This is a genomic window from Brachyspira hyodysenteriae ATCC 27164 (assembly GCF_001676785.2).
GTDB lineage: Bacteria > Spirochaetota > Brachyspiria > Brachyspirales > Brachyspiraceae > Brachyspira > Brachyspira hyodysenteriae.
In genome coordinates this window covers 209,152-224,291 of record NZ_CP015910.2, presented here as the reverse complement: position 1 = coordinate 224,291, position 15,140 = coordinate 209,152, and the positions used below count along the sequence as shown (strand labels likewise).

The 15,140-nt window shown below is 22.2% G+C and carries 12 protein-coding genes and 1 tRNA gene; 6 read left to right on the top strand and 7 right to left on the bottom strand.

The window, feature by feature from the left end; genetic code table 11:
- Window positions 1-63: 63 nt before the first annotated feature.
- The 5 genes from BHYOB78_RS00960 to BHYOB78_RS00940 form a co-directional block, all read right to left on the bottom strand.
- Window positions 64-2,223 carry a hypothetical protein gene (locus tag BHYOB78_RS00960; protein ID WP_020064570.1) on the bottom strand — a complete coding sequence of 720 codons (2,160 nt, stop codon included), beginning with the start codon at window positions 2,221-2,223 and terminating at the stop codon, window positions 64-66.
- Window positions 2,224-2,288: 65 nt separating this feature from the next.
- The gene (locus BHYOB78_RS00955; RefSeq protein WP_012671481.1) at window positions 2,289-2,564 is read right to left on the bottom strand and encodes a hypothetical protein; all 276 of its coding nucleotides are present in this window, start codon (window positions 2,562-2,564) and stop codon (window positions 2,289-2,291) included.
- A gap of 3 nt (window positions 2,565-2,567) precedes the next feature.
- Window positions 2,568-3,275 (bottom strand): helix-turn-helix domain-containing protein, encoded by a 708-nt coding sequence (locus BHYOB78_RS00950; protein ID WP_020064571.1) that lies wholly within the window; start codon window positions 3,273-3,275, stop codon window positions 2,568-2,570.
- A gap of 16 nt (window positions 3,276-3,291) precedes the next feature.
- Complete coding sequence (locus BHYOB78_RS00945) at window positions 3,292-3,648, bottom strand: SMR, Small MutS-related domain-containing protein (RefSeq protein WP_012671479.1); 357 nt, start codon at window positions 3,646-3,648, stop codon at window positions 3,292-3,294.
- Window positions 3,649-4,088: 440 nt separating this feature from the next.
- Complete coding sequence (locus BHYOB78_RS00940; RefSeq protein ID WP_012671478.1) at window positions 4,089-4,811, bottom strand: hypothetical protein; 723 nt, start codon at window positions 4,809-4,811, stop codon at window positions 4,089-4,091.
- A 343-nt stretch (window positions 4,812-5,154) separates the two neighbouring features.
- Here BHYOB78_RS00940 and BHYOB78_RS00935 point away from each other — a divergent pair, with 343 nt between their 5' ends.
- The 6 genes from BHYOB78_RS00935 (at window position 5,155) to BHYOB78_RS00910 (ending at window position 13,544) form a co-directional block, all read left to right on the top strand.
- Entirely contained in the window at window positions 5,155-6,681 is a 1,527-nt protein-coding gene (locus BHYOB78_RS00935) for a tetratricopeptide repeat protein (RefSeq protein ID WP_020064572.1), read from the top strand.
- Window positions 6,682-7,265: 584 nt separating this feature from the next.
- Window positions 7,266-10,592 carry a DUF4132 domain-containing protein gene (locus BHYOB78_RS00930; protein WP_020064573.1) on the top strand — a complete coding sequence of 1,109 codons (3,327 nt, stop codon included), beginning with the start codon at window positions 7,266-7,268 and terminating at the stop codon, window positions 10,590-10,592.
- A 357-nt stretch (window positions 10,593-10,949) separates the two neighbouring features.
- Window positions 10,950-11,219, top strand: a complete 270-nt coding sequence (locus tag BHYOB78_RS00925; protein WP_020064574.1) for a hypothetical protein — start codon at window positions 10,950-10,952, stop codon at window positions 11,217-11,219.
- A 106-nt stretch (window positions 11,220-11,325) separates the two neighbouring features.
- A complete protein-coding gene (locus BHYOB78_RS00920; protein WP_020064575.1) occupies window positions 11,326-11,655 on the top strand; it encodes a hypothetical protein in 330 nt (109 codons plus the stop codon).
- A gap of 20 nt (window positions 11,656-11,675) precedes the next feature.
- Window positions 11,676-12,482 (top strand): DUF2262 domain-containing protein, encoded by an 807-nt coding sequence (locus BHYOB78_RS00915; RefSeq protein ID WP_020064576.1) that lies wholly within the window; start codon window positions 11,676-11,678, stop codon window positions 12,480-12,482.
- Window positions 12,483-12,770: 288 nt separating this feature from the next.
- Window positions 12,771-13,544, top strand: coding sequence for a DUF7021 domain-containing protein (locus tag BHYOB78_RS00910; RefSeq protein WP_020064577.1), 774 nt, complete (start codon window positions 12,771-12,773; stop codon window positions 13,542-13,544).
- 477 nt (window positions 13,545-14,021) lie between these two features.
- Here the strand turns inward: BHYOB78_RS00910 and BHYOB78_RS00905 are convergent.
- Window positions 14,022-14,096, bottom strand: a tRNA-Gly gene (locus BHYOB78_RS00905).
- Between the two features lie 83 nt (window positions 14,097-14,179).
- The gene (locus BHYOB78_RS00900) at window positions 14,180-15,091 is read right to left on the bottom strand and encodes a cysteine hydrolase family protein (protein ID WP_065203221.1); all 912 of its coding nucleotides are present in this window, start codon (window positions 15,089-15,091) and stop codon (window positions 14,180-14,182) included.
- Window positions 15,092-15,140 lie beyond the last annotated feature (49 nt).

Genomic DNA, 15,140 nt, shown 5'->3' with positions numbered 1-15,140 from the left:
TCAAAAATAAAAACTAAATATATACTATAAGGTATATATATGGGTAAATATAATAAAAATGTTTTAAGATATAAAATCTCTAATTTCATATTTTAATCTAATGGAAGGATCATCATAATACTGCCAATTGGAATTTGAATAATATAATTCTCTTAAATAATCAATATCAAATGTACAATACTCTCTTGTATAATGAGAATGATATAATTCATTTACTTTTTTTATATCATTTAATATTTTTTCTATATTTTTATAAATTAAATTATTATCATCTGATAAGTATAAAGAATAATTAAAGAATAATGTGAATATATTTTCAGGTCTGCTGGAATCCTCACTATATGAACTATATATCTTCATCATACCTGATATATTTTCTTCATAATATTTTCTATGCTCAAACATATCAACATTATATGAAGGTATTTTATCTATAATATTATTTTCATTAGCATATTCATCTTTTTCTAAATAATCAACTATATCATCTATTTCATAATCGTTAATAATATTATCAATATAATCTATTTTTTTATCAAGCTCTAAAATATTAGATCTTAATTTTTTTATATTATCATTTTTTATATTTGAGAAATATATTATATTTGTTATTAATAATATTTTTTCAAAATTTTCTCTTAATTCAGATAATAATGTATCAGGCATAATCATATTATTTGGAAGTTTTATAAGATCTTCATAAATTGCCTTTATGGCTCCTTTCTTTATACGATACATTGAACCATTGTAAATTATTATTTTATAATATAAATGAAAAACTAAAAAATCATAATAAGAATATAAATATTCAAAATCATCTGCTATATTTATGACATTATTTTTAAATATAGATTCCAATTTTAATTTCATTTCAGTATCTACATCTTTTTTAAATAAAGATTCAGTTTCATTAGTTAAATAACATCTATATGGATAATATTTATTATTATAATAATAAATATTATTCTCAATGCATTTAATATATATATTTTCAAATAAAATTATATTATTCTTTTTCAAATAAAAATATTTATAGCTGTATAAATCATGTAAATTATTGTAATATTCTATATTGCCATTTTGAAAAAAATCATCAGATAAAAACAAATAATCAAGAATAAATTTAAAATAAAAAAAATGTAAATCATAATTTATAATCTTTTCTATAAGATTTATATTATTCTCATTATATTTATATTCTTCAAGCATTTTATTTATATTATTAAATAAGATAAATATGTAATCTTCTATATATTCTTTAAGTTCATCTCTATCCATATTAGAAGCAGTATCTATATCAAAAAAAACATCTAATTTTTCTTTTTTTACTCTATCTGCTCTGTCTTTTAACTTTTTATCATTACCTTCAAATATTTCTAAAGTATCTTTTATATATAAATGATTTTTTATTAATTGTTGTTCTTTAAGATTTATTAAAACTTTATCTTTATTAAATAATTCTTCTTTAATATCATTAGTATCATCTAAATAGCTTATATTTCTTATAAAATAAAATTTATCCTCTTTTATTCTTTTATATATAGTAAGTATCTCATCAAGAACGACCAAAGACTCTAAAGTATAATATCTATAATTTTTATCATCTTTATTTTTTTGTAATCTGTATGAAGGAAGTATTGAAGATTTACTGATGTCATAATATTCCTGAAGTATTTTTTTAAGCCTTTCCATTTCTCTTTTTTTTATTAAAGGCTCTTCTGTTTTATTATTAATATAATCCTCATTTATTTTGTTATAAATATCATCTATATATTTTTTATCTAGTTTAGTAAAATATGATTTTTCCTCGCATTTCAAAATACTGTTTATCAAAGAATATGTTGTATCTTTATTGTATGTTTTTATTAAATTGAATAAATCTAAAAAAGCTCCTATTTCAAAAAAGCATAATTTATCATTTGTAAGAAAACTTAATATATCATTTTCAAATAAATATTCATCTGCTTCTTCATATTTATATCCTGAAAACTTTATTTGTATATATTTATAATTTCCTTTTTTTCTTTGCGTAATAGTTCCTGAATTTTTTGAAATAAGATATATTATTATATTTTCTTTATCATTTATTTTTTTTAATAATGTTTTTAATGAAGGCAGTATATAATTATCATCAAATAAATATTTTGAAGTTATATTAAATTTATGAGTATTTTCAATTATATAGCATACATCATCATTAATTAAATCAATTTTATCTTTCATATATAATTATTATATATAAAAATTTATAAAGGGCAAATATTAATATTATATCTGCCCTAATTTTTTTAATTAAATTTGCTCATTATATCTTCCATAAACTCATGAAACTTTTTCTTATCAAAATAATCATCTTCATAAGAAGAGAAAGAAGCAAGCATCATCAATATAAAAGATAATATAGGAATATCATCTTTATCCAAATCAGCATTTTTATAATTAAATATCAATTTCTTTATATAATCTTCATCTATTTCTTCGCTATTATTTTCAAAAAAATCTTCTTTCAACTTTTTTATAATTGGTATTATAAATTCTTTTTCAATAGTATTTATATCTGTCATAACTTATCCTTTATATAAATTTTTATTGATATTCTCTATTGTATTAATCATATCATATTTAAAATTTAGTTTATCAAATTTTTTATTTTTATAATTAATACAAGCCTTATTTAATATAGAAATAAAAGTGATTAATGAAATATCCTCTTTTTTTAAAACATCAGTATATAGTGAATTATCATTTAAAATATTCTTAACAACTTTTTTATCTACTGATTTTATAGAAGGTATTATCAATTTAGCTTCCATATTATCTATATTATTAATAGTATTTTTCATTTTATTAAAAGATTCTTTATTTTTAATATTTTTATTTAGCAGAATCATATTAATATTATAATTAAAAAATATTACCTTTTCTATATCAGATATATTAAGCCCTATTTCTTTTAATCTTAATATTTCTTTTACTATTAAAACATGCTCTTTTATATAGTATCTTGTATCAACTCTCACAGCACCTTTAGCAAATCTATATGCCGGTAATATTTCTTTTTCATCCCATTTTCTTAGTAATTTTAAATCTATATTAAATATTTTTTTAGAAATTAATTCTTTATAAAAATCTCCTATCTGCATAAATTTATTTTTATTAATATTGTTTCTAAACGGAAGCAAATATTTTTTGTTTGCTATGTAGAAAACAATATCTTTTTTATTAACATCTCTTTTATTATTAAGAGTTTCATTATTTTCATTTCTTTTAGACATTCATTTACCTCCAAAATTAATTGTTTATATATGCTATAATGGCACCGTATTTTGTATATCTTTTAAACTCCCAAAGCTTTATAAATTTTTCTCTTTTCAAATCATCTAATTTTTCTATTATATAATTTTTTAATCTGCAATAACCATCGATACTATTATTCCCTCTGCCGTAAACTATTTCTAATGGGCATGAAATCTTTTTTAAAAAATAATCATTAAATATAGTATCTTCCAAAGCCTTAATAGCTTTTTCTTTTTTAAGGTAATGCAAATCTATAACATAATATCCGTCTCTAAAAAATTTTTTATATATTATACTGCTGTCATCATAGTTTTCATTTCCTTTATAATGATAATTTTTTATTTTAGACATAAGTATCCCCCTATATTTTTTATAGTGTTTTTTCAAATTAAAGTTAATTGAATGTTTAAAGATATTATTTAATATGCTGACTTATAATAGATTTCTATATAGGAGTTAAGCTTACAATCATAATAATTAACAATATAAATATACACATATATTCCCCCCTGTAATTTATAGGTGCATATTAACATATAAATAAAAATTATCATTTGATACCCTCTGTAGGATAGCAATATTTTTTATATGGTATATATCATAATATATATACATCAATATCACCTAGGGTAATTATAGGAAAAATATAAAAAATATTCTAATTAGATACATCGATGTACCTAATAAAAAAATGATTTTTTTTGAATTTTATTCTACTTAATAAGATGATTCTTTTACTATTTTTGTATAATACAAGAATTCAAAAATATTATTTTTATGATAGTATATATTTAATCTCGTTTCTTCCTTAACAGAATTTTTATTATAGTGTCAATTGATTCTCTTTTTATTTTTGGAAGTGAATCAGGAGGTAATTTTAATGTTTTTTTGATTTTGTCTAATTCTTTTATTGTTTTTTTGTTCTTTTCAATATCTTTTATATAATCTAAATGTATTTCAGCTTCATCATCTGCACCATATAATATAGTTTTTATCTTTTTAAAATCTAATTTATTTTTATAATAATAATTTATATTGTCTGCTATGATGAGCATTTCTAATTTATAATAGATTGTATTTTTAAAAAGTTTATAGCCTTCAAAAAGTTCGTTTTTATGATATTCTCTATATTTTCTCACTTCTTCCTTAACGGAATTTATATTATGCAGTACTTTTTGTTTATCATTTACTAGCTCTACTAATTCAATATATTCTAAATCTTTGTTTTCTAATTCTTTGAAAATATTATTGTATATATCTATAAATAAGCCTATTTCAAAAAGATAAATATTATTACTGTTGAGTTTAATTTCTGAAATATATTTTTCTTCTATTTTATCAAACTTTCCATTTTTATAAATTAATTTTGATATAGAAAAATCTTCATTCTTTTTTCCGCTTCTAGTTTTTTGAATGATATAAACATTTTCTTCTTTTACAAGTTTTTTTATATCTTTTTCGCTGATGTAAGGTATTTTTTTTGTTTTGCCATTTAAATATATTCTTACTTCCATAGTTCAATTATAATATAAAAAATATCAAATTCAATATAGTTATAAATATTATTGTTTAAGTTTAAAATAAAAAAGTTTAATTAATCGAATCAAAATAAATCATGAACTAAATATTGTTTATATTTTTGAATTTAGCTATATAATATCATTGTTTAAAAACTAAATAAAAAATATTTATATAGTTTTTAAATTTATATTTTATAATCGTTATCAATATAAAATATAAATTACTATTGTGTTTTTTACTTGCACTTTTTGGTTCTTTTTGCGGCGGGAAAAAGAACAATAAAAAATGAAATACTTAATTTTTTTAATATAAATTCAAAATATAATAGGATAAAATATGTCTGATAATAACAACACCATAGAAAATACTAATAATGATAATAACACAAAAAATAATAAAAGTAATATTGAAAATAAACAAGAAGAATGTTTTTTCAAAAGGCATTCTACTTTTATATTGTATTCTCTTATATGTATAATATTTTTATTAGTTTTGATATGCAAATATTCTAAATACACAGATGAAAGTAAAACATTGATAGAAAACAGCATAAAACAATTTGAATTAAACTCACAAATACAATTAAGCAATTATTATGAGTTCTTGAGAGAAACTGTTACAAATGAAAGTTTTGAAAATAAAGAGTTTATAAAAAATACATTAGAAGAAGCATTCAAACCTAATATAGATTTACTTAGAGAAACGCTAAAAGACAGTAAAGACTTTTCAATAAATACAGTAACTTTCTGGCTTGCATTTTTATCATTAATAATGATAATATTCACAATTTTAGGCGTATACGCCAATAATAAAATAATGGAAAGCAATCAAAAGCAGTCGGAACTTATTATAAAAGAAACAAAATTAGAATCAAATAAAACACTAGAAGAATTAAATAAAAAAGCTCAAGAAATGGAATTAACATTAAAGAAAATAGAAGAACAAACCAAACAATCAAAAATAAATGCTGATAAATCTAAAGTAAGCGAATTATTTGCAAGAGCATCAAATGAAGAAATTAATAAAAATTATGATGAAGCTATAAAATTTTATACTGAAGCATTAGAAATAGAACAAAAAAATATAACTGTTTTAAATAATAGAGGTAATGTATATTCTTATAAATATAGAGAAACTAAAGATGAAGAATATTTTAATAAAGCATTAGAAGATTATAATAAAATATTAAACTATGATCCAAATAATATCTATACCTTAAATAGTAGAAGTTTTTTATATTTAAGTAGATATAAAGAAACTAAAGATGAAGAATATTTTAATAAAGCATTAGAGGATTGTAATAAAATATTGAGAATTGATAATAATAACAATCATATTAATGCTTTATATAAAAGGGCTGATTTATATGCATATAAATATAGAGAAACTAAAGATGAAGAATATTTTAATAAAGCATTAGAAGATTATAATAATGCTTTTATAAATGATAATGATTTATATTATAAATATATTAATATTTCAATATTATTGGTGAATAAATACGAAATAACTAAAAAAAGCATCGTACAAACAGAAAAATATTTAAATGAAGGTTTAAAATTGTATCCTAATAATTTAGAATTGATAAATAATTATGGTATATTTTCGTATTTAAAATATAAAGAAAATAAAACAATTAATGATTTAAATAATTCTAGAAAGTATTTGGAAAAAGCTCTAAATGACATCCGAATAAAAAAGAACATAGGAGAAACCTACTACTATTTACATCTTGTATACGATGAATACGCTGAACTTGAAGAAAATATAAGCGGATATTCAAAAGTAGAATGCGAAAAGAAAAGTAATAAGTATCTTCAAAAGTCAAAAGATTTAGGATATAAGCATTTTATTGAGAAATAATTTTTAGTATTTAAAATATAATTAAAATTTTTAAGTTTGTCAACTGATGACTTTATATAGATGTTATCTACTTTTTTGCCGCACAAAAAAGTAGCAAAAAACGCATATGCTACAGCTTTATATTAAAAAAATATCTATTAAAAGTAGCTTAATACCCTAAATCTTAATAAAAAATGCAGTCTTTCGCGTAGCGTATCCGAGTTTATCGAGGATATAGGTTCTTTGGGTCACCAAAAGAAGTGGGGGTGTGGGGGCTAGTCCCCACAAATAACCTAAATTTAAAATTGTGTTTTTTGACAAAGTTAAAAATTCTTAGTATATACCTAAATAACTATATTTTATCAATTCTATTTTTTATAACATAAAATATTATTCTGTATTAATAAAATATATTTCAAATGTAAATAAAGTATTTATTTTGTATAATAATAAGTAATCAGCCGCACATATAAAAGACATTTGATAAGAATAATCTATACCGTGCGGGAAGGTGCCTGCGAAGCATACCTACGGTAACAGCTAGTGGTTGACATAACAAAGAAAATTAATTATACTATATAAAAATACTATTGACGAGGTGATATATGGAGAATAATATCAGTAATGAAGAACAAATAAGGAATAAGTTTGAAAGAATATTCCAATATGAAAACAATAAGAATGCATTCCTTGATTATTTTTACGGAAGATCAAAAAGCTGCCCTACTTTAAAAAATTATTATGGTTATGATGCTGAAGACATTCTAAGATTTTATTTTGATGAAAATACTAAAGAAGAAGATAAAAAAGCTCTGTCAAGATATGCTGAAGCTGTGATAAAAGATATATACAAAGGCAAAAATGTTTATCTAATTTTAAGATTATCCACTGGTGAAGATTTAGAAAAAGCATTAATAGAAAGTTATAATAATATAGTTGAAAGAACTATATATGATAAAAAATATTCTAAAGCAACTTTAGCCAACAATGAAGCATCTAAATATATACAAATACAAGTAAATAATTTTTATAAGTTTTCAGAATTAGAAGCCTATGTGTCTAAAGACTTTAATAAATACTTAGAAAAAGTAAAAAATGATAATAAAGCATTATTGAATAAAGAACCTCGTTTATTATTAACTATTTTGGTATACCTCATAAATAGAGATGATGATAAAAGCCTCATCAAACAATTATTAAATTATATAGATTCTCTAAAAATCAATGATGAAGAAACTATATCATTACTTTTTAGTATAGTTGATAAAGATGAAGAAGTTTATAAAAGATTAATGAATATTTTAAATAAAGATAATAATATGATTTATTTTCTTGTGAATATATACAAAGATATGACAAGAACTATAAAATTATATAAAAGATTATTCAAAGGATATTCAGAGGATAAAGGCTATTATTACTACACCCAAAAACTTATACCTGAATATTTAGAACTATGCAATTTCCCTAAAGAATATATTTTATTAAACACTATAGTTAATAATAACACTCTTTTTATTTCATATTTAACAGTAGAAGCAAAAAAATTATATGATGAAGATAAAGAAACATTTTATAGACTTTATGAGATAATAGCAAAATCAAAATTAGAAAATTTATATCTTGATTATGCTATGCTTTCATCAATTATGCTTGCAAACGATGATAACAAATATAATATCGATACTAATTCTATTGTAGAAACTCTAAAAACAATGTGCGTTGAGCTATTAAAAATAATGCAGCCTATTAAAAGTTTTGATGAAATAACTTCTAAAAGCTTTAAATATGTAAAAGAAGAACCTTATAGTAATCATAGTCATTATTTGTCAGCTATAATGTCCTTTGACGGTATAAATGATGAAGCATCAGAAATCACTACTAAATTATTAAAGCATTATGGAATATACGGCAAAATTTCAATTTATGTTTCTATTCAGGAAATATTCTATAATAGAAATATTTTGGAAGCTAAAGAAAAATTAGTTAATGATAAAAAAGTACCATTAAAAGATATTTACTTATCATTATTAGATTCAAAAGATAATGTTATCACTCTTATAAAAAATAATTCAGAAGAAACAAAATCTATTATGGAAGAAAAATCATTTATCACTTCTATAACAGCAAATATTAGCGGTACTATATCATTTATTAATTGTATTTTCAGTGATGAATTAAAAGAACTTATTGATAATAAATTTGATTTTGTTTTCAAAGTTCTTGATACAGCAAAATCCAAAGAAATAAAAAAGTATTGTGTATCAGTAATCAATAATAATGAAAGCATTGTAAGAAGCGAAGTAGAAAAATTAGCAAATGAAGGAAAAGAAGCGTCAAGAACAGTTTATAAAGAAATAATTAAATATTGGGATTTACAAAAGTTTGATGATGATTTCCAATTTACAAGCGTTGAAGAAATAGAATCACATTTAAATAAATACTATAATGAAGGACATGAAAGTTTAATAAAAGATATAGACGAAAATATACTTTCTAATATTCTATTAAAAGATAAAAAAACTAAAGCACCTTTAAAAATAGTTCAGTATGTGTTTATGGAATACGTTGCATTAAAAGAACCTTCTATATTAAAAGACTGCAACAAAATAGCAGAGTTTTTCGATATTGATTCATTTAGAAATGCACTTGATAATATATATACAAATTGGCTTAACAACAAAGCTGATACAAAATTAAAAAATATACTTATTCCATATTGTATTTTCCAGCCTGAAGATAAACTATTGAAATTAAAAACTCAAATTGAAGAATGGTCATTGAATGCAAGAGGAGCATTAGCGGCACATGCAGTATATGCTATAGCATTGAATGCAAGTAAATTTGCATTGGTATTAGTTGATACAATGTCCGTCAAAATTAAAAATAATCAAGTTAAAAATGCTGCTAAAGATGCATTAAAAAAGACTGCCAAAGCATTAGAGATTTCAGAAGATGAGTTAATAGACAAAATAATTCCAGATTTAGACTTTGACAAAAAAGGAATGAGAGAACTTCATTATGGAGGAGAAGCCGACAGAGTATTTAAACTTCAAATAAAAAATGATTTCACTATCGAAGTAACAGATTCAAATGACAAAGTTTTAAAATCACTTCCTGCACCAAACAGCAAAGATGACAAAGAAACAGCTGATGCATCTAAAAAAGAATTAACTTTGATAAAGAAAAATATAAAAATGATAACTTCCAATCAAATAACAAGATTAAATAAAGTTTTATTAAACGGAAGAAAATGGTCTTATAAAACTTTTACTGAGCTTTTTGTGGACAACCCAATAATGAATATATTTGCTTTAAAACTTATATGGGGTGTTTATGATGAAAAAAACAATTTGATAGAAAGTTTCAGATACATGGAAGACGGTTCTTTCAATACTTTCGATGAAGAAGAATATATATTTGAAGACAGTCTTAAAAACAAAAAGAATATTACTTTAGTTCACCCAATAGAATTAGACGATGAAAAATTATCAAAATGGAAAACTCAATTAAGCGACTACGAAATATCACAGCCTATAAATCAGCTTGATTTATTATTTGAAGAAGTAAAAGAAGAACACATAAAAAACAACAAAATCATTTCCTTTGAAGATCAAGAAATAACAGCAGGCGAAATAATGTCAATGGCAAATAAAATGTCATTTGAAAGAAGCAGAGATATTGAAGACGGCGGAAGCTATACTTATTATGAATTAAAAGACTCTATATTAAATATTGCATGCCGTATAGATTTTGAATATATGTGGTTTGGAATAGAGGCTAACGAAAAAGTAACATTTAAAAATATTGCTTTCCACAGACTAGATGAAAACGGAAACTGCAATGAAGAAGAATATATAAATCCTTTAGAGATTAACAAAAGATTTACTTCATCAATATACGGAACAGTAAAATCTTATTTTATGAAGTAAAGACTTTTATAAACTGCATATACTGAAACAAATATATTTTCTAAAAAATAAAATTATATTTATATTTTTAATATGGGGCTTTGCCCCATACCCCAGTTCTTTTATTGGTATAAAAGAACCAAAAGAACTGCATTTTTAATATAAATTTAGGTTATATCCTATATTTAATAGGTATATATTTAATATAAAGTTATAGCAGTTGCGTTTTTTGCTACTTTGGCGAAGCCCGCAGAGCGTGTGCGACAAAAAAGTAGATAAAATTTACATAAAGTCCATCAGTTGACAAAGTTAAAAATTTTCAGTATAACATATTTTTAGAATAGATTTTACTTGTATATAAAAAGCTATGAGGATATAATGATTACAAACCAAATAATAATCACTAATTATACAACAAACTTCATTACTAACTACTTAACTAATATTATAGAAATAACAAATGTAGGATTAAATGATAATACGATATCTATTATTACAAGCAAATCAGTAATTGATATGCTATCTTTAATTGGAAGTATTATTATTCCACTTATAGCATTTATTCATAGTATATGGCTTAATAACAAATTAAATAAAAAAAATGAAGAACAGGCAGAAGAAATAAAAAAAACAAAATCAATCCTATAGAATTGCTTATATAGTAAAGAATTATTTTGAATACCATATTAACGAAATTGAAAATGAATATTTTAAAGTAAAAAATTATAGATATGGAGTACAATATCAAAAATATATGCATATTCATAATACTTTATTGGATGCTAAAGAAATATACAATGAAAATATAGAACATGTTATCAAATCCTTTGAGATGTTTAAAACAGAAATAGATATAAGTTATCATATATATTATAATTCGTTATTATTAATATATGACTATTTATCAGAAATAAATGAAGGAAATTATAAAAATTATTTAAGTAATTTACTAGAATATTTAAAATATACTTTAAAATATATAAAAACTATACCATTAGTTATACATTCAGAAATTCATAATGAGAATATAAATAAAGCAGAAATTAATGAATTATATATAAAAATACAAAAATCACAAATATAATAAATATAGAGGATATAAAAATGAGCAAGGAAATTGAAAACTTTAATAGCAATTTTAATGATGAAATTTTTGACATAACATTTGTTTTAAAAAAGCAAAATTTATCAGCTGGTAAGTCAAAAGGAAAATATTATACTTTATTGGTATCTGCAATTGCATATAAAAATATTATTGCCAATGAAATTATAGTAAATGAAAATTTGCTTATAGTAAAAGAAATTGAAGATACAAATCATTATTTTCAAATATTCAGAAATAAAACAATAGTAAGATTAAAAGTAAGAAAAGAAAAAGATTCATCTGGTTTATATATAAGATTCCTGCTTGAAGATATTATTGATACTAACTATAAAGATAATGATTTAAATATTATATTAGAAGAATATTCTAAGCCTGTTTATTATAAAAATGAAGAATTAGGAGATTTTGAGCTTGATAAATCTATTAACTGTTTTGAAAAAAATATGTCTTGGATTGATAATAATGATATATCAGTTTCATTTAATAATATTGATGAAGAAGTCAATAAAAAAAGTGTTGATATAATAAAGAAAATATTCGCTAATAAAAAAGATATTGACAAAAAACTAAAAGACTATATAGCAGAAAATATGCTTGAAAATGCCAACAGCTGGAACGATGATGATGGCAAACCTCATATAAATAAAGAAGAGTTTATAAAATTAATAAGCTTAACATCTATAACTATTATATACGAAAATAATATAACATTTTATTTTGATGATGGAGATATTTTTTCTGGACATGTAATAGTAATAGATAGTGACTATGATTTTAATTTTGCTGAGCCTTATATAATAGGATAATTAATTTTTTATTTACTTACCGCACGCTAAATAAAGCTTAAAATATAATTTTATATATAATTCAAATTTTATTGTATTATATAAATTTTACTCACCGTGCGTTAAAGAAATTCTAAATTTAATCAACACTTGGGCGGGTACTGAAATTTCTAAATAAGTTTTAAAGATAATGAATATTAAAATTTAAAATATAGTTATAAATAATAAAGGGTGGGGTATTAATAAAAGTTTTAAAATTTATTATTGATATTTTATCCTAGCATATTACAATATTAACAGGATATAAAAATGGACAAAGAAATTGAAGATTTTAATAAAGATTTTGATGATGAAATTTTTGAAATGGCATTTGTACTAAAAAGATCATGCTGCAAATATAATAAAATACCTTGGGATAAATATTATACTTTATTCGTTTCAGCTATAGCTTTAAAAAATATTGCCGCTAATGTAATTATAGAAAATACTCATATTATCATTCATAAAAAAGTTAAAGAACCTGAAGAATATTTAAAAATACTCAAAGATGAAAGTATGGTAAGATTAAAGGTGAGAAAAGAAAAAGATCCTGATGATTTCTATATTAATTTTTTACTTGAAGATATAGTTGATAGTAATTATAAAGATGATGATTTAAATACTATATTAGAAAAATATTCAGAGATTATTTATTATAAAGATGAAGAATTAGGAGATTTTGTACTTAATAAGGATATAAACTCTTTTAAGAAAGAGATGGCTTGGATTAACAATAATATTTTAATCTTCTTTGATAATATTGACGAAGAGTTTAATAAACAAAGCGTTGATATAATCAAAAAAATATTTGCTTGCCAAAAAGATATTGACAGAAGATTAAAAGAGTGTGCAGCAGAAAGTATATTTAAGCCTCATAATATGGAAAGAGAAGAATTCATAAAATCAATAAGTTTAACATCTATAAGTATATACTCTGAAAACTGCATAACATTTTATTTTGATAATGTTGACGTACCTACAATACTAGTAAATAGTGATTGGGATTTTAATTTTAAACCGATTACTGAACTAATGTTTTTTTAAATTTGCATATTTCTTTCCGCACGCAGAACGAATTTAAAATATAAGTTCATCTATAATTCAAATTTTATTGTATTATATAAATTCTGTTTACCGTGCGTTAAATACATTCTAAACTTAATTAACACTTGGGCGGGTGCTATAATTTCTAAATAAGTTATAAAGATAATGAATGTTAAAATTTAAAATATAGTTATGAAGAATAAAGGGCGGGGTATGTAATCAAAGCTTTAAAATTTAATTACATTTGCCCACCCTTTAAGCTTATAGTTTTTTCTGGTATTTGAATTTCATTTGTCTTATTAATTTGTTTAGTTATTATGGCTACCCACCCAAGATTTTTTTAAATTTATTGTATTCTCACCGCACGCTGAATTGGTATAAATATATAAAATTAATTTGAAATATAAATTCGATTATGTTATAAATTTTGCTTACCGTGCGTTAATGAAAATTGTTATGAAATAGAAATTAAATAAATGGAGCGGGCGAACGGAATCGAACCGTCATCTTTAGATTGGAAGTCTAAGGTAATAACCATTATACGACGCCCGCAATTGAAAAGAACTTACTTTTAAGTGTTAAAATTATAACATAATAAAATAAAAAATCAATAGCTATATAATTTTTTTTAATTATTAAATATTTATTAATTTTATACCGTATTTACTAGAAAGTTCTTCGTATTTTTGTTCGCATAATTTATTGTCTCCTATAGCACTGCTGCAATTCATCATTATATTAATAGTTTCTGTTACGCTTTTATCATTATGATATACTTCGCAAAACTGTTTTACACTTTCATAAACACAATAATCTTTAGCCTCTCCGCATATATAGATCTTATCAGCATTAGCTATATCATAAACCCAAGAAGTATCATAGTTTTTTGTATACTCTGTAGGCACTTCAGGTCTTATAACACCATACATCTCACTGAAAGCATCCTGCCCTTTTAGTATTTTATTTATATAAACTTTTCTTGAAGCTTCAAAAAATAAAAGCATATTAGCTAGCTGTTTATCTATAAGCCAACCGTCCGTAGCATATATACAATGATAAGTCCATATAATTAAATTCTGAGCATTCTTTTCTTTTAAAGCCTTTACATAATTAATCTGTATTTCCTCATCATAAACAGGTATTATTTCATCATTCAAAATTTTTTCTAAAGTTATTTCTGTAAACGGAGCAACAGGCTTATCATTAAAATCAGTCCACATAATAGAATGAAATATAGAATCATATCTATGAGTATCCAAAGTAACATAAATGCTTGAAAGCCTTTCCATATTATCATATATAAATCTTATTATATTTTTTATATCATTAACAGCTCCCTTTACAGGCAAAGCTCCTTTATCCATATCTATAAAATCTCTCTGCGGATCTACTATAAGCAGATTAATACTTTCATCTTTAAAATCTTTAATAATCTCATTAGTACATTCTTCTGCTATTTTGTAAATATCCTGCTGATTAATCGGATTAACCTCTTTTCCAATAAAATCCTCATTTACTATTTTATCATATGGTATTTTTACTGACATAAAAAATCCTTATTTACTATTTTTAGAATAGTATATAAAAATTTTATTT

Coding starts and splice junctions, on each gene's coding strand:
- BHYOB78_RS00960 (WP_020064570.1), bottom strand. CDS start 2,223: ATGAAAGATAAAATTGATTTAATTAATGATGATGTATGCTATATAATT.
- BHYOB78_RS00955 (WP_012671481.1), bottom strand. CDS start 2,564: ATGACAGATATAAATACTATTGAAAAAGAATTTATAATACCAATTATA.
- BHYOB78_RS00950 (WP_020064571.1), bottom strand. CDS start 3,275: ATGTCTAAAAGAAATGAAAATAATGAAACTCTTAATAATAAAAGAGAT.
- BHYOB78_RS00945 (WP_012671479.1), bottom strand. CDS start 3,648: ATGTCTAAAATAAAAAATTATCATTATAAAGGAAATGAAAACTATGAT.
- BHYOB78_RS00940 (WP_012671478.1), bottom strand. CDS start 4,811: ATGGAAGTAAGAATATATTTAAATGGCAAAACAAAAAAAATACCTTAC.
- BHYOB78_RS00935 (WP_020064572.1), top strand. CDS start 5,155: ATGTCTGATAATAACAACACCATAGAAAATACTAATAATGATAATAAC.
- BHYOB78_RS00930 (WP_020064573.1), top strand. CDS start 7,266: ATGGAGAATAATATCAGTAATGAAGAACAAATAAGGAATAAGTTTGAA.
- BHYOB78_RS00925 (WP_020064574.1), top strand. CDS start 10,950: ATGATTACAAACCAAATAATAATCACTAATTATACAACAAACTTCATT.
- BHYOB78_RS00920 (WP_020064575.1), top strand. CDS start 11,326: ATGCATATTCATAATACTTTATTGGATGCTAAAGAAATATACAATGAA.
- BHYOB78_RS00915 (WP_020064576.1), top strand. CDS start 11,676: ATGAGCAAGGAAATTGAAAACTTTAATAGCAATTTTAATGATGAAATT.
- BHYOB78_RS00910 (WP_020064577.1), top strand. CDS start 12,771: ATGGACAAAGAAATTGAAGATTTTAATAAAGATTTTGATGATGAAATT.
- BHYOB78_RS00900 (WP_065203221.1), bottom strand. CDS start 15,091: ATGTCAGTAAAAATACCATATGATAAAATAGTAAATGAGGATTTTATT.